The organism is Flavihumibacter stibioxidans, from assembly GCF_014332695.1.
Classification (GTDB): Bacteria; Bacteroidota; Bacteroidia; order Chitinophagales; family Chitinophagaceae; genus Flavihumibacter; species Flavihumibacter stibioxidans.
Window position 1 is genome coordinate 415,885 of sequence record NZ_MBUA01000012.1, and the last position, 21,078, is coordinate 436,962.

Sequence of the window (21,078 nt, forward strand, 5' to 3'; positions counted from 1 at the left end):
CCCCAGAAAATGAGAACTTCTTTGCTGAACAAACTAACCCTCGGATTTTTATCCGCGACCCTGATGATTTCCTGCGCCGGCAAAAAGGAGAATTATCAATCCACCCTGCATGATCCACACCTTTTCAGCAAAACCGTGAAAAAGTTGAATGATGTGGTGCTGGAAAATAATTTTCCGCCAATGATCGCCACGCGTAATTATGTTTACTCGACTATTGCAGCTTATGAAATCGTAGCGGCAGGTGATCCGGCGCATTACCAGAGCCTTTCCGGCCAGATCAGGCACATGCCCGCCATGCCCCGGCCTGCAGACACTGCAGTGATTGATTTTCCACTGGCAGCCATGCTGGCCCTTACCAAAGTGGGTAATGCAGTTACCTTCCCGGAAGGCAGCCTGATGGGTTACTATGACGAACTGCTGAATATGGCAGACAGCCTGGGAATGCCATCAGCAAAGATCAATGGAAGCAAGGCCTTTTCAGACACCATCGTAGCCACGATAATGGCATGGTCCAAAAAAGACAACTACGCCCAGACACGATCAGCAACACGTTATAATGTTACGAACGAAGCCGGGCGTTATGTTCCGACTCCTCCCATGTATGCCCAGGCCCTGGAACCACATTGGGCAGAAATCAGGACCATGGTGCTGGACAGTGCCTCCATGTGCAGGGCACAGAATCCTCCTGTATTTAATGTTACCGACAAAAACAGCCGATTTTACAGGGACATGATGGAAGTAAAACAGGTGGGTGACAGCCTTACTGATGAACAAAAGCATATCGCTGAGTTCTGGGATGACAATCCGTTCAAAATGAATGTAAGCGGGCATGTCATGTTTGCAACAAAGAAGTTCTCTCCTCCCGGCCACTGGATGAATATTGTAGGTATTGCCGCCAAAAAAGCAGGTGCTGATTTTAATACTACCGTTACCGGATATGCGAAAACAGCTATTTCCCTTTTCGATGCTTTCATCAGTTGCTGGGAAGGCAAGTACAGCTATAACTATATCCGACCTGAAACAGTGATCAACCAGGTGGTGGATCCGGAATGGCGTCCTTTTATCCAGACCCCGCCCTTCCCTTCCTTTCCCAGCGGACATGGCACAGCTTCTGCATCGGCAGCAGAGGCAATGTCCAGTGTTTTTGGCGATCAGCTAAGTTTTACCGACACATCCCTGCTGGAATTCGGCATTGCCAACAGGGAGATCAGGTCCTTCCGGCAGGCAGCGGCTGAAGCGGCCATGAGCCGGCTTTACGGCGGTATCCACTTTCGTTTCGACAATGAACTGGGCGCTGAGTCCGGCAAAAAAGTAGGCGAACTGGTGGTCAGCCGGCTGAAGATGAAAAAATAATCTATCGTCCTACCTGATTTGAAAAAAACCAGTACATATCTGACCATTATTTCAGCAATGCTGGCCCTTTACCTTCCCGCCCTCGCACAGGTAAAGGGCCGGCATCTGCCTGATTCAATACGTATCCACGCCCTTGACAGCATCCTGATCATTGCCAACCAGCAAAGATCACAAATGCTGACTCTCGCCCCTGTAAAAGGAACCTATATCTACTCGGGTAAAAAAACAGAGATCCTGCATGTCTCTGCCATGGATGCCAACAAAGTGGATAACAATCCCCGCCAGTTATTTGCAAAAGTTCCCGGCGTATATGTATATGAAAACGATGGCTCAGGCAACCAGGTGAATATCGCCACCCGTGGCCTGACCGCCCATCGATCCTGGGAAATGAATGTGCGGTTAAATGACGTCATGACAAATTCCGATCTCTATGGTTATCCGGCAAGTCACTTCAATGCACCAACGGAATCCATTGACAGGATCGAAATCGTTCGCGGAAGCGGGGCGCTGCAATATGGCGGCCAGTTTGGAGGCATGGTAAATTACATCACAAAGGAAGCGGACAGCACCCGGAAATTTTCATTTGAATCTTCCAATTCCACAGGCTCTTACGGCCTGCTCAGCACCTTTAACGCCATTGGAGGGAAAATTAAAAAATTAAGTTATTACAGCTACATCAATTACCGCCAATCCAATGGTTACCGCGATAACAGCGAATACGATTACCTGGCGGCACACGCGCATGTGCAATACGAATTCAACAAAAGGCTGAAACTGCGCATGGAATATAATTTCATGGAATACGTGAACCATTTAAACGGCGGACTGACCGATGCACAGTTCCGCGAAAACCCACGCCAGTCTACCCGCAGCAGGAATTATTACAGTCCGTCTATCCATGTTCCCTCCCTCCATCTGGATTATTCCATCAGCAGGAACACTACCCTGAATCTTATCAGCAGTGCTATCCTCGGTTCGCGAAACAGCGTACAGTTCATTGCGCTGTCAACTGTTCCCGATACCATTAATGCCACCACAGGCAACTATAATCATCGCCAGGTGGATATCGATCACTACAACAGTTATGCAAATGAAGCCAGGATAAAGCACCACTACCACTGGCTGGGTAATAAACAAACCATTGTAGCCGGGATCCGGTACATCAATAACAATTTGATCCGGAAACAAATGGGAAAGGGAACAACGGGATCAGATTACGATCTTCGGCTAACCGATCCCGTTTGGGGCCGCGATCTGGGCTTCAGGACCTCCAATATCTCATTCTTTGCAGAGAACCTCTTGCAGGTTCATCCGAAACTGACATTTACAACCGGTTTGCGCTATGAAAACGGCCGTACCAAAATGAATGGCTCTATCCGGAATTTCAATCCGGCTGATATTCCGGTAACCATCGCCCACAAATTCTTTTTACTGGGAGCAGGTATCCAGTACGAACTAAATAATACAATCCAGGTTTTTGCCAATTGGTCACAAGCCTACCGGCCCGTGCTTTTCGCCGATGTCATTCCCGCTACCACCCTGAACAAAATCGACCCCGGGATCAGGGATGCATTCGGAAGCAATGCAGAACTGGGGATCAGGGGTACAGCAGGCAATCGTTTCAGATTTGACCTGACCTTTTTCAGTTTGCAATATAAACACCGAACGGGGAACATCGCCCTGACAGATGAATCAGGGAACACATACCTATACAAGACCAATACCGGAAACTCGCTTTCACAGGGCATTGAGTTTTACGGGGAAGCCATATTACTTGGCCACCTGAACACAGGCTCCGGAAGACCCGACGCCAAACGCGGGATCCGGTTGTCGGTTTTTACATCAACTGCAATTATTCATGCCCGTTATACCAAGGGAACAATTGTTGCGGGAAGAAGCAATCTCGACGTTAAAGGTAACAGGATTGAAGCAGCCCCACCCCTGATTTCAAGGAACGGACTGCAGGGCAGGTATGGGAAAATATCCGGGTTGATACAGTATAGCTACACTTCCTCCAGTTATGCCGATCCGCTTAATACGGCAGAACCCAATGCCAGCGGCACGATCGGGAAAGTACCTGCTTATCATCTTTTTGACCTGAACCTTTCATACCGGATCACATCAGCGGTAACTGCCCGGTTCATGCTGAATAATATATTCAACAAACAATATTTCACGGAGAGACCGGCCTTTTTTCCCGGCCCTGGTGGATTGTACCCGGCCGATGGCAGGAGTTTGATTTTTTCCGTGGGCATCAAGCTCTGAAAATTGCTGCATAAAATGTTCTCTAATGTTTGGTTATTTTGAAATGAGGCGGCTGTCCATCGGGCAGCCGTTTTTTCTGGCATGGATTTCACACTTTGCCCCCTACATTTACAACTGAATCATCCAAGCACTAAAATCACTCTGGAACGCATGATACGCAAAGCCTTGTTTTTTTCCCTGACCCTGGTCATCTCCCTTGCATCCGTCTCCCAGGCCCAGCCGGCAGGCACAGGTGATAATCCAGCCCAACATGATTTTCCCCGCCGTTGGATTGGTAAATGGAAAGGAACCCTGAACTGGTTCCAGGGCATTCAAAAAAGGCAATCTGTAAATATGGAATTGCATATTCTACCCACTGACAGTGTAAACCAGTACAGTTGGAGGATTATATACGGTGACCAGCAGAAAGACAACCGCCCCTACCTGCTAAAACCCTTTGATATCTCACGCGGTCACTGGCTGATCGATGAGCGCAATAGCATTGTGCTGGACCAGTTCCTGCTGGGTGACCGTTTCAGCGGAAGCTTTACAGTGGAAGGGAATACCATTCTGAACAATTACTGGTTAAGCGGTGACAGCCTGGTGGTGGAATTCTTTAATAGCCAGGAAAAACCAATAGCCATTACTGGTGGCGGGGACAGTACCATCCCAAAGATCAAATCCTATGGCATGCGAAGTTATCAGCGTGCAGTGCTGAAAAGGTATTGATGATTTGATTCACCCGTCGGGTGGCACCCGACGGGTGAATCAAATCATCAGGCCGGTTCCACCCAGGCGTCGTTCTCTTTCAGCAGACGGATCAGTTCTTCCACCGCCACTTCACTGTCCACATTGCGTTTCACCACTTCCTTACCCCTGTACAAAGTAATTTTTCCCGGACCGCTGCCCACATATCCAAAATCCGCATCTGCCATCTCACCGGGTCCGTTCACAATGCATCCCATGATCGCTATTTTTACTCCTTTAAGGTGATTGGTTACAGCACGGATCTTTGCAGTTGTCTCCTGCAGGTCGAATAAAGTGCGGCCACAGCTCGGACAGGAAATATATTCTGTTTTGGATATCCTGGTGCGGGTGGCCTGCAGGATGGAAAAAGCTGTATTGTTGACGAACTGGTAAACATCTTTCACGGGCAGATAGGTCCTTCCGCTCACCTGTACATTTTCAATAGAGGCTGTTGCAGAAATGCCCAGGCCGATACCATCTCCCAAACCTTCCAGTAACAAGGCGCCTGTTTCCGTGGCAAAATGGATCAGGTGTTCATCTGGTGTATGCCAACTGCTGTCGGTGATCAGTACAACCGGATTCCTGATTCCCCTCCGGAGCAATTCTACAAACATCCGGCGCACGGATTGCATGGCATTGCGGTTGGTGCTGCTCAGGCAGATCACCACAGTCGGGTCATTGGCCAGTTCATCCAGGTAGGTAAAATCATTCAGTGCGGTTGCATCGTTAAAACAATCCACCATCACAAAATTGAGCAGCTCGCTTTTTCTTTCAGCTTCCACAAATCCGCTGTCCTGGAAAATCGGGAAATACTTTGACTGGTCCTCCGCCAGTTCCCAGGCGGCCGGGTAACAGATGACCTTTAAGGTACCGGGTAAGGCAAAGGAAAGCAACTGGTGGCCGGTGAAAATATAATCCGCAGCCGCATCACCAATATTCCATTTGTCTGTGGTGGCGTCATACCTGTACCCAATACCCTGCAGGTGGTGGGGTTCAATTTTTTCAAGCCGGCTCAGGTCGGCTACTACCACCGGAACATGTTTTCCCCCGATATTATCGATCGTAAATGTTTCCCTACGCCGGTATTCAAAAGGAGAATACCCCAGGGTTCCGGTATTTATTTCAGGTACCCGTCCCTTCACTATTTCCTCTTCATTCTTCACGGTATCTCCCTGGTATCTCTTCACCAGGTCGCGGCAAACCGGGATCTCAAACTCCGGATCTTCGGTTAGAGATACCCGTATGGTATCTCCGATTCCGTCTTCAAGCAGGGTGCCTATTCCGATGGCAGATTTAATCCGGCCGTCTTCGCCGTCACCGGCTTCCGTAACCCCGAGGTGGAGGGGATATATCTCCCCAAACTCTGCCTGCATGGTCTGTATCAACAGCCGGTAAGCCTGCACCATCACCTGCGGGTTCGAGGACTTCATGCTCAGGACAATATTATGAAAGCTTTCATCCCGGGAAATACGCAGGAATTCCATGGCACTTTCCACCATACCCATCGGGGTATCACCATAACGGCTCATAATCCTATCGCTCAGGGATCCATGATTGGTACCGATCCGCATGGCAGTTCCGTATTCGCGGCAGATTTTCACCAGCGGCGTAAAACGTTCCCTGATGCGATCTATCTCCTCTGCGTATTCGGCATCGGTATAATCGATCTGCTCAAATTTTTTCTTGTCGACATAGTTCCCGGGGTTAACCCTCACTTTTTCGATGATCCGGGCAGCTATTTCAGCGGCATTGGGGGTGAAATGTATATCTGCGATCAGAGGTGTATGGTATCCTCTTTTGCGGAGTTCGTTTTTTATGACCAGCAGGTTTTCAGCCTCTTTTTTGCTGGGGGCAGTAATCCTGACGAGTTCAGCGCCGGCTTCAATGCATCGGATGCTCTGTTCCACCGTGGCCATGGTATCCATGGTGTCGGTGGTTGTCATGGTCTGGATCCGGATTGGATGACCGTTTCCCAGGATCAGCTCCCCTATTTTTACTTCCCTTGTAACCAACCTCCTGTAATCTGTCAGCGATTCGCTGTAAATCTGCATAGCAACGATTTTCCGCGAAGATAACGCGTCTGACGCACGTCTGACGTACGTCAGACGCGCGTCAGACGCATAAAACCGTTTTTTCACCCTACCACAGACAGTTTGGAGAGATTATTTTAGGCTGATGAAACCACAGGAAGGACAGATATATCATATCTATAACAGGGGAAACCAAAAGCAAACCCTTTTTTTCAACGACTCGAATTATTACTATTTTCTGAAAAAAATGAAAGACCACCTGCTGCCGTATGTGGACCTTCTATCGTGGACCCTGATGCCCAATCATTACCATTTCGAGATCTACGCAAACGAAAAAACTGTTCAATTAATTGATAACAGAATCATCCCTATCAGTTGTTTATCGGAAGGTATGCGAAACCTCCAAAGCAGCTACACTGCCGGATTTAATGCACAATACGATAAATCAGGCAACCTGTTCCACCAGAAATTCAAAAACAAACTGGTAGGGCCGGATACCAAAACACAAGGGCGAAATCTTTTACATTATATTCATAGGAATGCCTTTGAAGCTGGACTGGTAAACAGAATCCAGGACTGGAAATTTTCTTCTTACAATGAATATCTTATCCCGGAACGGCCAGGTTTCTGTAATAAGGAACTTGCCATGCAATTACTGGACCTCGATCGGAGATCGATCCTCCAGGCAAATATCGACCCAACCGATTTTCCCGCCCTACCCGTCTGACGCGCGTCTGACATACGTCTGACGTACGTCAGACGCGCGTCAGACGCGAAAACCCTACCAATCCTTTTCCGGCTGCTTCGGACTGGCAGCACGCTGCTGCATTTTCTTCTGAATCTCCTTCTCCTTCTGCTCCATGGCCTTCAGTAACTGCTCCACCTGCTTCTGAGTCAGCTTGCTCTGCGGCGGCGGTTGCTTCGGCGGCTCCTTATCCTTCTTATCCCTGGGCTCATCCTTTTTCTTCTCTTCCTGCTCCTGCTGCTTCTTTTTCTCCCGCAAGGCCTTCTGCAAATTCTCCCGAGCCTGCTGGTCTTCCGGATCAAGCTTCAGCGCTTCCTTCCAGGCAGCAATACTCCCATCCAACTGCTGCCCCTGCTGGTGTAACACCCCCTTATCATACCATGACCGCTGCAGTATCCTGGCGTCCTTCGCAGTTTCCACCAACTTGTCATATCCCGACATAGCCGCAGCCTTATCCCCTTTTTTTGCCAGGGCATTGGATCGGTTATACATCGCCGTATTGTCCTCCGGCGTTCTCTTCAAAACCCCGTCATAAACATTCGCAGCCTCCTCAAACCGCCCCTCGCGATACAACTTATTCCCCTCCCGGATACCGGAACTTTGCGCCCCGGCCCGCATCACCGCCAGAACGGCCAGTATGGATATCCCAATTTCACGCTTCATGTAATCGCTTTTTCCTTTCACTTATGAAAATTTCCGCCAGCAAAACCAATAAAACCAATACCAACGGGATAAAAAAGTAGCTGTTGTACTGAACAAAAGATTCATCCTCCAGCTCCTTCTGCTCCACCCCGGCCAACTGGGCCCGGATCGTCCTGGCCGCCGCAGCAGCATCCTGCAGGTACACATAAACGCCATTACCCGCCTGGGCAAGCTCCCTGAGCTGGGCCTCGTTCAGCTTGCTGACAACTGTGTTTCCGCTGGCATCCCGCTTGGTATCATTCGTAGCCGGATCAAAAATAGTTGCACCTTCCGGTGAACCTACCCCAACTGTATTGATCATCACACCACTGGCAGCCAGGTCCTTCACTACCTCCAGGGCTTCCGGATCATGATCCTCCCCATCGGAAACCAACACCACGGCCTTATATTTCTGTTCCTTGCTGTCAAAAGTGGCTCCCGCCAGCCGAAGCGCTTCACCAATGACCGTCCCCTGCGTGGGAACCGCATCCGGCCCGGCATTCTGCAAATACATTTTCGCCGCAGAGGCATCCGAACTGAGCGGCATCTGCAAATAGGCCCTTCCCGCAAACCAGACCATGCCGATCCGGTTTTCCGATAACTGGTCGATCAGCAGACTCATCAATTGCCTTGACCGCTCCAGCCGGTTCGGTTTGATGTCCTGGGCAAGCATGCTCTTACTGACATCCATCAGCAATAACACATCCAGCCCCTTCCGGTTCTGTTCGCCACTTTCCCCTTTTAACTGCGGATTGGCAGCAGCCAGCACCAGCGCTGCCAATGCAAAAGCCCCCAGCACAAACTTTAATAAAAACTTCTGGTGAGAAAAATTTCCGGTCAGCACTTTCACCAGGGCGGGATCGCCGACCTTCTGCGCAGCACGTTTTTTCCAGCGCACCAGCAGCATATAAAGCGCCACCAGTACAGGTACCAGGGCCAACGCTATCAACCAGTATATATTTTCAAATCGAAACAATGGCAGTCATTTATCACAATATAACGCAAAAAAGAGGCCAAGCTAAACCACCGCACAAACCACCCCACAAACTACGCCAGCAATCAACCCCTTATTTGTTACCCTCAAAAAAACCCTTGTCCCTGAGTATCGCCTTCAGTATCCTCAAACGGATGGCCGCTATATCCGCATCCGGTTTACCTGTTCTCACCTGCACCACAAAGAAATAGGGATGTTTGTTTTCCTCCACCCAGCCAATGATCCAGCCGATATTGTCACCATTCTCTGCATTTCCCCAACCTGTCTTGTAACTGAGCTTGAATTTGGCGCTGTCCTCCATCAGCATCATCCTGCGTACAATCTCATGGCTCCTGCGCTGGAAGGGCAACTGATCGAAATAAAGTTTTTTGACCATACCCAGTTGCTCATCCGGCGTCACCTTCATCGAATTGTCCAGCCAGAAACTATCAATCCGGTTTATTCTGGCAGTATCATAACGGCGGGCATACCCCAGGGTATCGAGCCAGTGCTCCATGGTGTCCTTCCCGATCATTCGGGCCAGTTCCTGGAACCAGGGAACGGATGAATACTGGAAAGCACGGTACATACTGAGATCCTGGTTCCAGTTTTCGTTCCACCGCACCACCCCGTCCCAGGGAATCACCGTACTGTCATCCTTTACACGCCCGGTCTCAATACCAATCAGGGAGTTCACAATTTTAAAGGTCGAGGCAGGCAGGTAGGCACTGTCGCGGAAATGCCTGCGGTCACTTAAAATAAAATCGCCCTGGGCATTGTCAAACATGCCGAAGACCCCACTCACCCCCTCCGCGTCAAAATATTTTTGCAGCGATTTATCCTCTGTTACATTATTGGGCGAACAGGCAGCCAGGACCATGATCAATCCAAAAAAACCGGCCAGGTATCTCATATAAAATATTTGTGCCGCAAAGGTAGGGGAACTGGCATTTGAAGTGCATTTATGGTAGTTTTGTCCAATGAGATTCCGAATTTCCCACTCTGTTACCAATGGTATTTCATTGGTCCACCTGCATGATGAAGAACTGGCCATAACGGTTTCAATAGCCCCGGACCACGGCGCCATGCTGCACGCATTCATCGTCAAAACTTCTGATGGCCCCTGCAATGTGATCAGCAATTACAGCAGCGAGGAAGAAATCGGCCGGCAACTCAACCGCAGTTATAAAAGCAGCAAACTTTCGCCCTTCCCCTGCCGCATCCACCAGGCAAAATATTCATGGGACGGGGTTTCCTATGAATTCGCCAACAAGTTCCCCGATGGCACTGCCATCCATGGCTTACTGTTCAACAAACCTTTCAGCATCAGGGAAGAAACGGTTACCGATTTCATGGCATCTGCTGCCTTTGAATATAACTACAAGGGAGAAGACGCCGGCTATCCTTTTCAATATAATTGCACCATCCGGTACACTTTACTGCCCAATCAAACCCTGCAGTTGCAGACCTCCCTTACCAACCACGACCAGAAAGCCATTCCGATGGCAGACGGCTGGCACCCTTATTTCAGGTTCAATTCCCCCATCGATGAATGCCAGCTGCAATTCCCTTCAGCCGGAACGGTGGAATTTAACCGGCAACTTATCCCCACAGGAAATATCCTTCCCTTCGATTCTTTTAATGAAACGAAGACCATCGGAAGCCTGGAACTCGACAACTGCTTCCTGATAGACCCGGCTGCAGGACAGCCCGTTTGTGTTTTCAGCCATCCCATAAAAAAAATTGCCCTCCGCTTCATTACAGATGAACAATACCCTTATCTCCAGATTTACACCCCACCTGACCGGCAGAGCATTGCCATCGAAAACCTGAGCGCAGCGCCGGATTGCTTCAACAATAAAATAGGATTGTTGTTATTGGAACCGGGAGTGGAAAAAACCTTCACGCTCCATTATGAAATAATTACAGGTGAAACCGCTTAAATTGTACCACATTTTAAAAAATTGATATGAAGCAATACAAACTGATGCTGGCAGCGCTGATAGCTGTTTTTTTCACCGCCTGTATTCAGATCGAAGAAGAAGTGGAGTTGAAGGATGACGGATCCGGCCAGATCAGTGTCAGCTCAGATATGGGCAAACTTTTCGAACTGGTTAAAAGCTTTGCCTCTGAGGAAGACCTGCAGAAAGAAGGAATGGACAAGGCCCTCGATACCATGATCCACATGAAGGACCTGATCGATACAGCCCGTGACATCAGTGCCGAAAACAAGGCTTTGCTGCGCGAAGGCATCATGAAAGTCAAACTGAACATGAAGGAGAACCAGTTCAACCTGGACATGAAATACCCTTTCAAAAATTATTCAGATGCCAATAAGTTATATGCCGCCATTAATGAAAAAGGAATGATGGGCGATGCCTTAAAGGGATTGAAACAGAACAATGGAGAAGCCGGCAGCGATGGCCAGCCCCCGGTACCGGGTGCAGGCGGTCCCGGACTCGAAAAATTCAGCAGTGTGTATGATATCACTTTCAGTAAAGGCGAATACAGACGTACGCTTAACCGCGCCCGTTATGACAGCCTGGTGAGCGACCCGAAACTGCAGGAATCAAAAGGCATGATGGCCATGATGGGTGAAATGGCAATGAACCTCACGGTGAAGCTTCCACGCAAAGCAAAATCTGTCAGCAACCCAAAGGCAATCCTGTCTGACGACAAAAAAACTGTTACGCTAAAAAATGATATGATCCTTGCCCTCGACTCACCGCAAAACATGGAAATCATTATCAGGTACTGATGAACGGAGCGCCTATCTTGAAGGGGAAAGCCTGGCTGTATGGCTACGGACTCACTTTACTGCTGCACCTGGTCGCCATTACTGCCGGCTGGTCCATGGTGAGATTTGTTACCAAACCCATGCTGATGGCATTGTTGCTGGTTTTCTTCCTGGCAGCAGGCCCTAAAACCGGGACTTCCCGTTTCCTGATCACCCTGGCCCTGTTTTTTTCCTGGCTGGGAGATGTTTTCCTGATGAATGAAGGAACGCGGTATTTCACGGCGGGACTGGCATCGTTCCTGGTGGCGCACCTCTTTTATATCATTTATTTTTCAGGCCTGCGCAGAAAACAATCACCACGCAAACCCTGGAATATCATCCTGTTGATAATACTCGGCCTCTATGTGGGAATTTTTTATTTTTTCCTGGGACCCGCACTGGAAGAGCCTTTGAAGATACCGGTATTTTTGTACGCTATTGTCATAGCAACCATGTTTGCCATGGCCTGGCATTCAACCGGCAGTTCCGCCCAAACCACATCCCAGGCTGCAACAACCTCTAATGCAACCTGGTTCATAACCGGCGCTGCACTTTTTATCATATCGGACAGCCTGCTTGCCGTTAACGCCTTCCTGCATCCTTTTAACAGCGCTTCATTTTGGGTGATGATCACCTATGGACTGGCACAGGCTGGAATTGTTTTCGGAGCCGGGCGAAGAGCCGCACAAGCAACCACGACAGCAACCGCGACAGCAACCGCGACAGCAACCGCGACAGCAACCGCAGGAACAGCCGGAGGAGCCATAGGAGGAGCCATAGGAGAAACCACTGGAGAAACCACTGGAGAAAGCAGCAGTTAACAAACTAAACATTGAAGATCATGAAACAAACTGATTTTTTAGTGATAGGATCGGGCATTGCCGGGCTTACCTACGCCCTCAAAATGGCAGCCCGTTACCCTCACAAAAAAATCACCGTCGTTACCAAGGCAGCCGCAGAAGAGACCAACACAAAGTATGCACAGGGCGGTATAGCGGGAGTAACCGATTTTGAGAATGACAGCTTTGAAAAACATATCAACGACACCCTGATTGCAGGAGACGGATTATGCAACCCGCAAACCGTTGAAATAGTTGTGAAAGAAGGGGTGGACAGGATCCGCGAACTGATTGAATGGGGGGCAGAATTCGACAAAGGAGTTAATGGCGAATATGCCCTCGGAATGGAAGGCGGACACAGTGAATACCGCATCCTTCACCATAAGGATGTGACAGGAAAAGAAACGGAAAGGGCATTACTGGAAAAAGTAAATGAGTATCCGAATATTGAATTCATCAAACACTGGTTTGTCATCGAACTGATCACCCAGCACCACCTCGGCTACCTGGTCACCAAAAGCACACCCGATATCCAGTGTTACGGCGTCTACGTACTCAATACCAGTAATAACCAGATCGAAAAGATCCTGGCCGGAAACACCTTGCTTGCCACCGGCGGAAATGGCCAGGTCTACCGCTCCACCACCAACCCTTCCATTGCCACCGGCGACGGTGTGGCCATGGTATACAGGGCCAAGGGACGGATTGAAAATATGGAATTCATCCAGTTCCATCCCACCGCCCTGTATGAACCGGGTGTCGGTGGTCAGGCATTCCTGATCACGGAAGCCGTACGAGGTGATGGCGGTATCCTGCGCAATAAAAAAGGCGAGGCCTTTATGGAACGTTATGACGAACGCAAAGACCTCGCCCCCCGAGACATCGTTGCCCGCGCCATAGACAGCGAAATGAAGATCACCGGTACGGAGCATGTGTACCTGGATTGCCGTCATATGGACAGGGAAAAGTTCATCCACCACTTTCCCAATATTTACGAAAAATGCCTGTCAATCGGGATCGATATCAGCAAACACATGATTCCAGTGGCACCCGCGGCACATTATAGTTGCGGAGGGATCAAAACGGATGAATGGGGCCGCACTTCGATCCGCAACCTGTACGCTGCCGGTGAATGTGCTTCCACCGGCCTCCATGGCGCCAACAGGCTGGCCAGCAATTCACTGCTGGAAGCCATGGTCTTTGGCCATCGCGCTTTCGAACATTCCGCCAGCAACCTGAACAACCCCATTTCACCGGAAAAAATTCCCGACTGGAACGCAGCGGGAACAACCGATCCGCGTGAAATGATCCTGATCACCCAAAGCCTGAAAGAACTGCAATTGCTCATGAGCGATTACGTGGGTATAGTAAGGACCAATGTGCGGCTGGAACGCGCCATGAAGCGGCTGGACCTTCTCTGGACGGAAACAGAGCAATTATACCAGGCAACCAGGATATCGCCCCAGCTTTGTGAACTGCGCAATATGATCTCGGTGGCCTTTCTTATCGTAAAAGGGGCGCAATTCCGCAAAGAAAGCAGGGGCCTGCATTTCAATACAGATTATCCCGAAAAAAGCACACTTCTGCAAAACATCGTTCTGTAATATTCACCGGCAACTATTTAAAATACCGTGTTTTTCTCCCCTCCGCATACTTGGTAGAGGCATCCCCTCCACCTACATTTGTGTTTAGAACTGATCTGAATGTATTACCTGGTTTATGGCTTTTTATACCTGATGTCTTTGCTCCCTATGTGGATGCTTTACGGGTTGAGTGACTTTGTCTGCTGGCTCCTGTTCCGCCTATTCGGGTACCGGCACGGTGTGCTTAGCGCTAACCTGGCACTGGCATTTCCGGAAAAATCCGAACAGGAAAGGGAAACCATTATCCGCCGGTTTCAGCAAAACTTCACCGATACCTTTATCGAAACCATCAAACTCTTTTCAGCAGGGAAGGATTTTATAACCAGCAGGATGACAGGTGAGTTCCACGTGTTCAATGAATTATACGACAGGGGATTGAAATGCCAGGTGCATATGGGCCATAACTTTAACTGGGAACTTGGCAATATCGCTTACGGCTATAATTGCAAACATCCCCTGCTGGGCGTTTATATGCCCCTGAAGAACAAGGCAATGGACAGGATCTTCAGGGAATTGCGCAGCAAAACCGGCACCATCCTGGTACCGGCCACGGATATGCGCAAAAGCATGTTGCAACACCGCGACAAACAGTACCTGCTCGGACTGGTTGCCGACCAGGTTCCATCCAACCCCGACAAAGCATACTGGCTGAACTTCTTCGGCATCCCTTCAGCCTTTATACCCGGACCCGAAAAAGGAGCGCGCACCGGAAATATCCCCGTGGTATTTGTACATATCACCCGGAAAAAAAGAGGCTATTATCACCTGCACGCAAAACTGGTATCCGAAAACCCGCATGAACTTCCGGAAGGCGAACTGACCCGACGGTACCGTGATTTCCTGGAGGATGTCATCAGGGAACAGCCCGACATGTGGCTCTGGAGCCACCGACGATGGAAAAAAGGCTGGAAACCCGCTTACCTGTCCAACTGGATTGACAATGTCCCGGCACCTGAAAAGGATGTCAACCCATACGAATCCATATCCCAATAAATACCACTTCCCTGTTGCTGCTGCACCCCGCATCCTTTGACTGGTTGCCCGACTGATCCTGCCCGCATTTAACAACGCTTAAAATGCTGCTGTATGAACAAGCCGTATAAAGTTGCATTGGTAGAGGACCATATTCTGCTTAGAAAAGGACTGGTTTCCATGGTGGAAGGTTTCCACGATTACTCGGTGCTGTTTGAAGCATCCAATGGTAAGGAAATGATAGAACTGCTTGACCCCGGCAACCTGCCTGACCTGGTGCTGATGGATGTAAACATGCCGGAAATGGACGGCTTCAGCAGCACCGGCTGGCTGAAAAGAAATTACCCTGACATCAGAATCCTGGCACTTTCCATGTACGATACGGAAAACTCCATCATCAGGATGTTTAAAGCCGGGGTGCGTGGTTATATCATGAAATACTGCGACCCCGTTGACCTTCGAACCGCAATGGACGCACTTATCCAGAAAGGGTATTATTATTCCGAACTGGTCACCGGACGCCTGATCCATACCATTAACCGCTATGATGACCTCGACAATAATGATACCGGCAACCCGCTTTCAGTCCTGAATGACCGCGAACTGGAGTTCCTGCGATATGCCTGCACGGAAATGACTTATAAGGAAATTGCCTGCAAAATGTACCTGAGCCCCAGGACCATCGATGGCTACCGCGATTCCCTGTTCGACAAACTGCGGTTAAAGACCAGGGTCGGACTGGTCACTTTTGCCATCCGCAACGGAATTGTAAATGTTTAATTCAGTTTACTCGCTTCCTTTTCAACCGGAATTCTTTTTTCGGACTGGATGGCTTTAAAACCTCCCTCCACCACCCGGAGATTATGAATACCCTGGCGTTTGAACAGGGAAGCCGCCAGCATGCTTTTATGTCCGCCCCCGCAATGAATGTAAAGATTCTGGTTCTCTTCATAATTGGCAATGGCCGTCAGGTCCAGTTCAGCCAGTGGCAGGTTCTGGGCCCCGGCTACATGACCTTCTGCATACTGCACCGGTTCACGGACATCTATCACAACCAGTAAGGGATCAAATGGCAAATCCATGGCCAGCTCATCTGTCTCAACCCCGATCACCAGGTCGATCGGCGCACCGGATGCTGCCCATGCTTCAAACCCTCCTTCCAGGTAACCAAGTATATTTTTGATACCCGCCTCTTCCAGCAAACGGGCGAACTCCGTTTCCCTGCCTTTACCGGCAATTAATACCACCCCTTCGGTATTGGCAGAGAATGCAGCAGCCCACTCATCAAACCGATGGTCTTCACCAATACTGATGGAACCGGGCACAAAGCCGTCCCTGAATTGATCAGCCGGACGAACATCCAATAAAACAATATTTTTTTCTGAGATAATATCCTGCAGGGAGGATGGTGATATTGATATAATCGACATATTAAGAATTCTGGTTGTAAAATCGGGAACAGGCATTCAATCAATGCCCATTCTTCAAATAGCAGGAATTCATCAGCTGAACTTCCGGGAATGGACGGATTTACATTATAATGGCGGGAACCGGAGGCCCCGCCATTATAACTCTTTCCGAGGTAAAACCCTTAGCTGATGATATCTTCCACACAACGGGTGATTTCCACAATCCGGGGTTCATTCAGACGGTAATAGATGAATTTACCATCCCTTTCAGTCTTCACAATCCCGGCCCTGCGAAGGATGGCAAGATGCTGGGAAGCAACGGATTGCTCAAGCCTTAACCTTACATAGATCTCTGTAACGGTCAGCTTTTCGTTCTCCTCCAGCAACTTCATTATTTGCTGGCGCAGTTTGTGATTCATTGCCCGCAGTGTCAGAGCCGCCTTTTTAACGTGTAAAAAATCTACTTTCATTTCCGGGCCTTCTACCTCGTTTACCATTAGATAATTTCCTGCTACTGTGTTCATGTGTCAGATTGGATTTATAATTGTACGCAATTATGCCTTAACGCCTTAACCTTGGCAGGCAAATTTACATAGCAATTTTTTAAAATGCTTCATGATTTTGCTTTTCCGGGGTCGTAAAAAGCTTTTATGTACATTGGCTCGGCATATGCCAGATCAGAAAAAGATCCCGATTGGAACATTTCTGCGGCTAACACTGCTGCATCTGTAACATTTACCTTTATTTCGATGAAATGAACCTTTCCTGATTTTAACAAGTCTTTAAACTTCGCGGCACCATTTCCGAAAAAACATATCTCGGTATTTGTCATCCAATTGTCAAAACTCCCTGCTTCCAGTATCATGGCACAGGGTGCCATCAGTTCTTCCAGTGATGAATTATATAAAGCTGTATACACTTCCATCCGGCGGGCATCGATCATGGGACAGTAGCAGATATCCCATGCAACCACACGCCGGGCAGTCATTGCCATGAGATATAATGTATCCAGCCGGATCAGGGGTTTATTGAGCGCATAGCACAATCCCTTGGCAGTGGCCATGCCAACCCTGAGACCCGTATAGGAGCCCGGCCCTGCCGAAACCGCAACGGCGTCCAGTTCCTGCAAACGGACTCCGGCTTCCTTCATCATTCTTTCAATAGCAGGCTGCAACCAGGCCGCATGGTCTTTCTGGCTGTCATTGGTCGCTTCACCCAGTATTATGCCATCACCTGCAAGACAGATACCAGCAGTTTCAAGGGCGGTGTCAATAATCAATATGTTTGCCATTAGGATGTTTGAAGGGCCGCCGCCAGTCTGGCTGCAGGTTTATATTTTGAATCAATTAAGGAAAGCTGAGACAATAAACGGTGAATCCTGTGCAGTCCGATTTTTTCACCCCATTCAAAGGGGCCGAAGGGATAGTTGGTGCCCATTTTCATGGCCACATCAATTTCATGCTCGCTGCTCACTTCCTCTCCAAGGGCCAGCCAGGCTTCATTGATGATCATGGCAATAATCCGGGGCCTTACCATACCAACGGTATCGGGTACCCTGATACAGGTCCGGCCGCAGGCAAGCGCAAACTGTTCCAACGCAACCGGAATATCTTCAGAAGCCAGGGCAATCTCAAGTACCTGCGGGTCGCTGAAACCTGTCCAGCCGTTAAACCGGGTAAAAGGCTGTCCCAGCTCCGCTATGGTCTGACAAACCGAATTGACCATAACAGCAGCCGGCAATAAATGGCTGAGCTTTTTAATTCGAACCGGATCCGGTTCGAATTCGCAATCTATATAGAGGTCCGCATGCGCACTGAAAAAAAGCTCTGGATCATGAAAATGAAGCAAGTCAACAGGTTCAGGACAACAGGCCGGGAAGAGTTCCTGGCCCGCGGCTGAAAGAATGGCAACTTTTAAAGGAGCAACAATCATATTCAAAAGTACAAAGCAATTAATTTTACCGCATGGAAAAAAAGATCATCAACACCCCAGACGCGCCGGCACCAATCGGCCCCTATAGCCAGGCAGTACAGGCAGGCAACCTCTTATTCGTTTCCGGACAGGTGCCCATCAACCCGGCCACCGGCCAGTTGGAAGCTACCGATATCAGTTCGGAAGCACAACAGGTGATGAAAAACCTGGATGCTGTGCTGAAACAGGCTGGTTATTCATTCGCCGATGTGGTAAAAACGACCATCTTCCTGAGCGATATGTCTTTGTTCACAGCAGTTAACGAGGTGTACGGCGCCTGTTTCACCGGAAACTTCCCCGCACGTGAAACGGTTGCGGTAAAAGGCCTGCCCAGGGGAGTGAACGTTGAAATCAGCATGATTGCCATGAAAGGCTAAATCATTTCAGCACCCCTAACTCTTTCCCCACTTTTGTAAATGCAGCGATCGCCTTATCCAGGTGTTCCTGGGTATGGGCGGCGCTCAGCTGCACCCTGATCCTGGCCTGCCCTTTGGCAACCACCGGGAAAAAGAATCCGATCACATACACACCTTCTTCCAGAAGCCTGGCGGCAAAATTCTGGGCCACTACCGCATCATACAGCATGATCGGTACAATCGGGTGTTCGCCCGGCTTGATGTCAAATCCGGCAGCGGTCATCCTGTTGCGGAAATAGTTGGTATTGTATTCCAGCCTGTCGCGCAGTTCAGTGGTATGGCTCAGCATGTCCAGCACAGCTATGGAAGCCCCCACAATGGAAGGTGCTACGGTATTGCTGAAAAGGTAGGGGCGGCTGCGCTGGCGGAGCATTTCGATGATCTCCCTGCGGCCGCTGGTGAATCCGCCGGAAGCGCCACCCAGGGCCTTACCCAGTGTACCGGTTATGATATCGATCCGACCCATAACACCGCGGTATTCGTGCGTACCGCGACCTGTTTTACCCAGGAAACCAGATGAGTGACATTCATCTGACATCACGATGGCATCATATTTATCCGCCAGGTCACAAATCCTGTCGAGCTGCGCGATAGTGCCATCCATACTGAAAGAACCATCCGTTACGATGATCCTGCTTCTTGCCCCCTGCGAAGCCTTCAGTTGTTCTTCCAGGTCAGCCATGTCATTGTGTTTATAGCGGTAGCGCTGGGCCTTGCACAAACGGACGCCATCAATGATGGAAGCATGATTCAGTTCATCTGAAATGATGGCATCCTCCGCACCGAACAGGGGTTCGAAAACCCCGCCATTGGCATCAAAGGCTGCCGCGTATAAAATAGTATCCTCGGTACCAAGGAACTCAGCCAGCTTCTTTTCCAGGGTTTTATGAATATCCTGCGTACCACAGATAAAACGAACACTGCTCATGCCATAACCATGGGTATCAATAGCATGATGGGCAGCTTCAATCACTTTCGGGTGGGATGACAACCCGAGGTAATTGTTGGCACAGAAGTTCAGCACCTTCTCCCCGTTCACCATGATCTCCGGCCCCTGTTCACTGGTTATAATACGTTCCTTCTTAAACAGGCCGGCAGCCTTGATCTCTTCCAGCTCAGCTGATATCCTTTGTACAAATTTTTCGTTCATGGTGAATCATTTAGGCTGTAAAAATAATAAAGTAAACAAGCAGAAAACGAATTCCTGAAATCGTTTGCATAGTTACCATGTGACCCGCCATTTAACTTTTTTTCTGCAAGCCTGTAACTACAGCCGGTTATATTGCGTCCAACATGCAAAACGGGGTTATGAAAATTCTGCAGGCAGGCAAAAGGATGGTCATCTTTAGTATGGTGGTTTTATCCGCCACGGCCTGCCAGTATATTGCCGGCAACAAGGCAAAAACCGCCAGCCCCGCCAACTCCCAAAAAACCTGCCTTCAGGACAGCAGTTGTCCGGAAGGCCGGCACCCTGATAACCATCCCGGTAAAGCCGGCGCCCATGAATCCATAATCTGGGAGTCCCTGTCCGGCAACATCCTGTCCATCGTATTATAATTCCTCCCCGGCGAGTATTTCCGTCCATGTGGCACCACCCCATGAAGCCTACGGTACCGCAGGCACGGCAATTTCTGCTATTTGCCCCTCTAAGCCGGCCATACCGTTCACTCACCCCAATTCCCGGAATTTATATTTTTCATACCCCGGCTGTAACTTTACCTCCATGCCATGCGTATTACTTATAAACCAGCCTGAAAATTCAAGTTCAACTGTTTATGACTGAAAGGGAATACAATGAATGTGTAAGGGTATATGCGGACAATGTGTACCGCTTTATCCTTAAAAACCTCCGGCACGAGGAAGATGCACAGGATGTGGTGCAATCTGCATTCGAAAAAATGTGGCTTCACCGCGACAACGTAGAGTTTGAAAAGAGCAAGAGTTATCTCTTTACCGTAGCCTACCACCAGATGATAGACCATCTGCGGAAAGTGAAGCGGGTTGTGCTGAAAGATGAGTTCCATGAGCAGGCCGGCATCGTTAACAAACCGGTCAATAACCTGAAGAAAGTGCTCGACGAAGCCCTGGCCAGGTTAAGCGAAACCCAGAGAAGCCTCGTCCTGCTGAAGGATTATGAAGGGTATTCCTATGAAGAGATCGGACAGATCACTTCCCTAAGTGAAAGCCAGGTAAAAGTTTACCTGCACAGGGCCAGGATCCAGCTGAAAAACTACCTGGTAAAGCCTGAGAACGTGTTATAAATGTAGTACCCAAAAAGG

At 49.2% G+C, this 21,078-nt stretch carries 22 protein-coding genes; 13 read left to right on the forward strand and 9 right to left on the reverse strand.

Annotated elements, in window-relative coordinates:
- Positions 1 to 9 precede the first annotated feature (9 nt).
- The 3 genes from BC349_RS08935 to BC349_RS08945 all read left to right on the forward strand — a co-directional run bounded on the left by BC349_RS08935 (position 10) and on the right by BC349_RS08945 (position 4,326).
- Entirely contained in the window at positions 10 to 1,353 is a 1,344-nt protein-coding gene (locus BC349_RS08935; protein WP_246456869.1) for a vanadium-dependent haloperoxidase, read from the forward strand.
- Positions 1,354 to 1,371: 18 nt separating this feature from the next.
- Positions 1,372 to 3,618: a TonB-dependent receptor family protein gene (locus tag BC349_RS08940; RefSeq protein WP_187256398.1), complete on the forward strand. Its 2,247-nt coding sequence runs from the start codon at positions 1,372 to 1,374 to the stop codon at positions 3,616 to 3,618.
- A 150-nt stretch (positions 3,619 to 3,768) separates the two neighbouring features.
- A complete protein-coding gene (locus BC349_RS08945; RefSeq protein ID WP_187256399.1) occupies positions 3,769 to 4,326 on the forward strand; it encodes a hypothetical protein in 558 nt (185 codons plus the stop codon).
- Positions 4,327 to 4,373: 47 nt separating this feature from the next.
- Here the strand turns inward: BC349_RS08945 and ispG are convergent, their stop codons facing one another.
- Positions 4,374 to 6,395: a (E)-4-hydroxy-3-methylbut-2-enyl-diphosphate synthase gene (gene ispG, locus BC349_RS08950; RefSeq protein WP_187256400.1), complete on the reverse strand. Its 2,022-nt coding sequence runs from the start codon at positions 6,393 to 6,395 to the stop codon at positions 4,374 to 4,376.
- A 124-nt stretch (positions 6,396 to 6,519) separates the two neighbouring features.
- On the opposite strand from ispG, the gene BC349_RS08955 reads away from it, so the two are divergent.
- Complete coding sequence (locus BC349_RS08955; RefSeq protein ID WP_187256401.1) at positions 6,520 to 7,101, forward strand: transposase; 582 nt, start codon at positions 6,520 to 6,522, stop codon at positions 7,099 to 7,101.
- Positions 7,102 to 7,155: 54 nt separating this feature from the next.
- Here the strand turns inward: BC349_RS08955 and BC349_RS08960 are convergent, their stop codons facing one another.
- The 3 genes from BC349_RS08960 to BC349_RS08970 all read right to left on the reverse strand — a co-directional run bounded on the left by BC349_RS08960 (position 7,156) and on the right by BC349_RS08970 (position 9,686).
- On the reverse strand, positions 7,156 to 7,782 hold the full coding sequence (locus tag BC349_RS08960) for a tetratricopeptide repeat protein (RefSeq protein ID WP_187256402.1): 627 nt from the start codon (positions 7,780 to 7,782) through the stop codon (positions 7,156 to 7,158).
- Complete coding sequence (locus BC349_RS08965) at positions 7,772 to 8,776, reverse strand: VWA domain-containing protein (protein WP_246456870.1); 1,005 nt, start codon at positions 8,774 to 8,776, stop codon at positions 7,772 to 7,774. The genes BC349_RS08960 and BC349_RS08965 overlap by 11 nt, the downstream gene beginning before the upstream one ends.
- 91 nt (positions 8,777 to 8,867) lie before the next feature.
- A complete protein-coding gene (locus tag BC349_RS08970; protein WP_187256403.1) occupies positions 8,868 to 9,686 on the reverse strand; it encodes a class D beta-lactamase in 819 nt (272 codons plus the stop codon).
- 67 nt (positions 9,687 to 9,753) lie between these two features.
- Here BC349_RS08970 and BC349_RS08975 point away from each other — a divergent pair, with 67 nt between their 5' ends.
- From BC349_RS08975 to BC349_RS09000, 6 genes are all read left to right on the forward strand, one after another.
- A complete protein-coding gene (locus tag BC349_RS08975) occupies positions 9,754 to 10,716 on the forward strand; it encodes an aldose 1-epimerase (RefSeq protein WP_187256404.1) in 963 nt (320 codons plus the stop codon).
- 26 nt (positions 10,717 to 10,742) lie between these two features.
- On the forward strand, positions 10,743 to 11,531 hold the full coding sequence (locus BC349_RS08980; protein ID WP_187256405.1) for a hypothetical protein: 789 nt from the start codon (positions 10,743 to 10,745) through the stop codon (positions 11,529 to 11,531).
- Entirely contained in the window at positions 11,531 to 12,370 is an 840-nt protein-coding gene (locus BC349_RS08985; protein WP_187256406.1) for a lysoplasmalogenase, read from the forward strand. Before BC349_RS08980 ends, BC349_RS08985 begins: the two co-directional genes overlap by 1 nt.
- Positions 12,371 to 12,390: 20 nt before the next feature.
- Complete coding sequence (gene nadB / locus BC349_RS08990) at positions 12,391 to 13,992, forward strand: L-aspartate oxidase (protein ID WP_187256407.1); 1,602 nt, start codon at positions 12,391 to 12,393, stop codon at positions 13,990 to 13,992.
- 99 nt (positions 13,993 to 14,091) lie between these two features.
- Positions 14,092 to 15,024, forward strand: a complete 933-nt coding sequence (locus BC349_RS08995; protein WP_187256408.1) for a lysophospholipid acyltransferase family protein — start codon at positions 14,092 to 14,094, stop codon at positions 15,022 to 15,024.
- 93 nt (positions 15,025 to 15,117) lie between these two features.
- Positions 15,118 to 15,783, forward strand: coding sequence for a response regulator transcription factor (locus BC349_RS09000; protein WP_187256409.1), 666 nt, complete (start codon positions 15,118 to 15,120; stop codon positions 15,781 to 15,783).
- Here the strand turns inward: BC349_RS09000 and BC349_RS09005 are convergent.
- The 4 genes from BC349_RS09005 to BC349_RS09020 form a co-directional block, all read right to left on the reverse strand.
- Entirely contained in the window at positions 15,780 to 16,433 is a 654-nt protein-coding gene (locus tag BC349_RS09005) for a rhodanese-like domain-containing protein (protein ID WP_187256410.1), read from the reverse strand. The two genes, BC349_RS09000 and BC349_RS09005, sit on opposite strands and share 4 nt — an antisense overlap.
- A gap of 161 nt (positions 16,434 to 16,594) precedes the next feature.
- A complete protein-coding gene (locus BC349_RS09010) occupies positions 16,595 to 16,936 on the reverse strand; it encodes an ArsR/SmtB family transcription factor (protein WP_187256411.1) in 342 nt (113 codons plus the stop codon).
- Between the two features lie 89 nt (positions 16,937 to 17,025).
- Positions 17,026 to 17,703, reverse strand: coding sequence for a tRNA (adenosine(37)-N6)-threonylcarbamoyltransferase complex dimerization subunit type 1 TsaB (tsaB, locus tag BC349_RS09015; protein WP_187256412.1), 678 nt, complete (start codon positions 17,701 to 17,703; stop codon positions 17,026 to 17,028).
- A complete protein-coding gene (locus BC349_RS09020) occupies positions 17,703 to 18,344 on the reverse strand; it encodes a 3-hydroxyacyl-CoA dehydrogenase family protein (protein ID WP_187256413.1) in 642 nt (213 codons plus the stop codon). The genes tsaB and BC349_RS09020 overlap by 1 nt, the downstream gene beginning before the upstream one ends.
- Positions 18,345 to 18,376: 32 nt before the next feature.
- Between BC349_RS09020 and BC349_RS09025 the strand changes: the two genes are divergently transcribed.
- Entirely contained in the window at positions 18,377 to 18,760 is a 384-nt protein-coding gene (locus BC349_RS09025; RefSeq protein WP_187256414.1) for a RidA family protein, read from the forward strand.
- Position 18,761: 1 nt separating this feature from the next.
- Here BC349_RS09025 and kbl read toward each other — a convergent pair whose 3' ends face one another.
- Positions 18,762 to 19,949 carry a glycine C-acetyltransferase gene (gene kbl / locus BC349_RS09030; protein WP_187256415.1) on the reverse strand — a complete coding sequence of 396 codons (1,188 nt, stop codon included), beginning with the start codon at positions 19,947 to 19,949 and terminating at the stop codon, positions 18,762 to 18,764.
- A 158-nt stretch (positions 19,950 to 20,107) separates the two neighbouring features.
- Here kbl and BC349_RS09035 point away from each other — a divergent pair, with 158 nt between their 5' ends.
- Both BC349_RS09035 and BC349_RS09040 read left to right on the forward strand, forming a co-directional pair.
- A complete protein-coding gene (locus BC349_RS09035; protein WP_187256416.1) occupies positions 20,108 to 20,356 on the forward strand; it encodes a hypothetical protein in 249 nt (82 codons plus the stop codon).
- Between the two features lie 218 nt (positions 20,357 to 20,574).
- A complete protein-coding gene (locus BC349_RS09040; protein ID WP_187256417.1) occupies positions 20,575 to 21,060 on the forward strand; it encodes an RNA polymerase sigma factor in 486 nt (161 codons plus the stop codon).
- The last annotated feature ends 18 nt before the right edge of the window (positions 21,061 to 21,078 follow it).

Bases quoted from the DNA above. Each gene is read 5' to 3' on its own strand.
- BC349_RS08935 (WP_246456869.1), top strand. From the start codon at position 10: ATGAGAACTTCTTTGCTGAACAAACTAACCCTCGGATTTTTATCCGCG.
- BC349_RS08945 (WP_187256399.1), top strand. From the start codon at position 3,769: ATGATACGCAAAGCCTTGTTTTTTTCCCTGACCCTGGTCATCTCCCTT.
- ispG (WP_187256400.1), bottom strand. From the start codon at position 6,395: ATGCAGATTTACAGCGAATCGCTGACAGATTACAGGAGGTTGGTTACA.
- BC349_RS08955 (WP_187256401.1), top strand. From the start codon at position 6,520: ATGAAACCACAGGAAGGACAGATATATCATATCTATAACAGGGGAAAC.
- BC349_RS08960 (WP_187256402.1), bottom strand. From the start codon at position 7,782: ATGAAGCGTGAAATTGGGATATCCATACTGGCCGTTCTGGCGGTGATG.
- BC349_RS08970 (WP_187256403.1), bottom strand. From the start codon at position 9,686: ATGAGATACCTGGCCGGTTTTTTTGGATTGATCATGGTCCTGGCTGCC.
- BC349_RS08975 (WP_187256404.1), top strand. From the start codon at position 9,754: ATGAGATTCCGAATTTCCCACTCTGTTACCAATGGTATTTCATTGGTC.
- BC349_RS08980 (WP_187256405.1), top strand. From the start codon at position 10,743: ATGAAGCAATACAAACTGATGCTGGCAGCGCTGATAGCTGTTTTTTTC.
- BC349_RS08985 (WP_187256406.1), top strand. From the start codon at position 11,531: ATGAACGGAGCGCCTATCTTGAAGGGGAAAGCCTGGCTGTATGGCTAC.
- nadB (WP_187256407.1), top strand. From the start codon at position 12,391: ATGAAACAAACTGATTTTTTAGTGATAGGATCGGGCATTGCCGGGCTT.
- BC349_RS08995 (WP_187256408.1), top strand. From the start codon at position 14,092: ATGTATTACCTGGTTTATGGCTTTTTATACCTGATGTCTTTGCTCCCT.
- BC349_RS09000 (WP_187256409.1), top strand. From the start codon at position 15,118: ATGAACAAGCCGTATAAAGTTGCATTGGTAGAGGACCATATTCTGCTT.
- BC349_RS09005 (WP_187256410.1), bottom strand. From the start codon at position 16,433: ATGTCGATTATATCAATATCACCATCCTCCCTGCAGGATATTATCTCA.
- BC349_RS09010 (WP_187256411.1), bottom strand. From the start codon at position 16,936: ATGAACACAGTAGCAGGAAATTATCTAATGGTAAACGAGGTAGAAGGC.
- tsaB (WP_187256412.1), bottom strand. From the start codon at position 17,703: ATGGCAAACATATTGATTATTGACACCGCCCTTGAAACTGCTGGTATC.
- BC349_RS09020 (WP_187256413.1), bottom strand. From the start codon at position 18,344: ATGATTGTTGCTCCTTTAAAAGTTGCCATTCTTTCAGCCGCGGGCCAG.
- BC349_RS09025 (WP_187256414.1), top strand. From the start codon at position 18,377: ATGGAAAAAAAGATCATCAACACCCCAGACGCGCCGGCACCAATCGGC.
- kbl (WP_187256415.1), bottom strand. From the start codon at position 19,949: ATGAACGAAAAATTTGTACAAAGGATATCAGCTGAGCTGGAAGAGATC.
- BC349_RS09035 (WP_187256416.1), top strand. From the start codon at position 20,108: ATGAAAATTCTGCAGGCAGGCAAAAGGATGGTCATCTTTAGTATGGTG.
- BC349_RS09040 (WP_187256417.1), top strand. From the start codon at position 20,575: ATGACTGAAAGGGAATACAATGAATGTGTAAGGGTATATGCGGACAAT.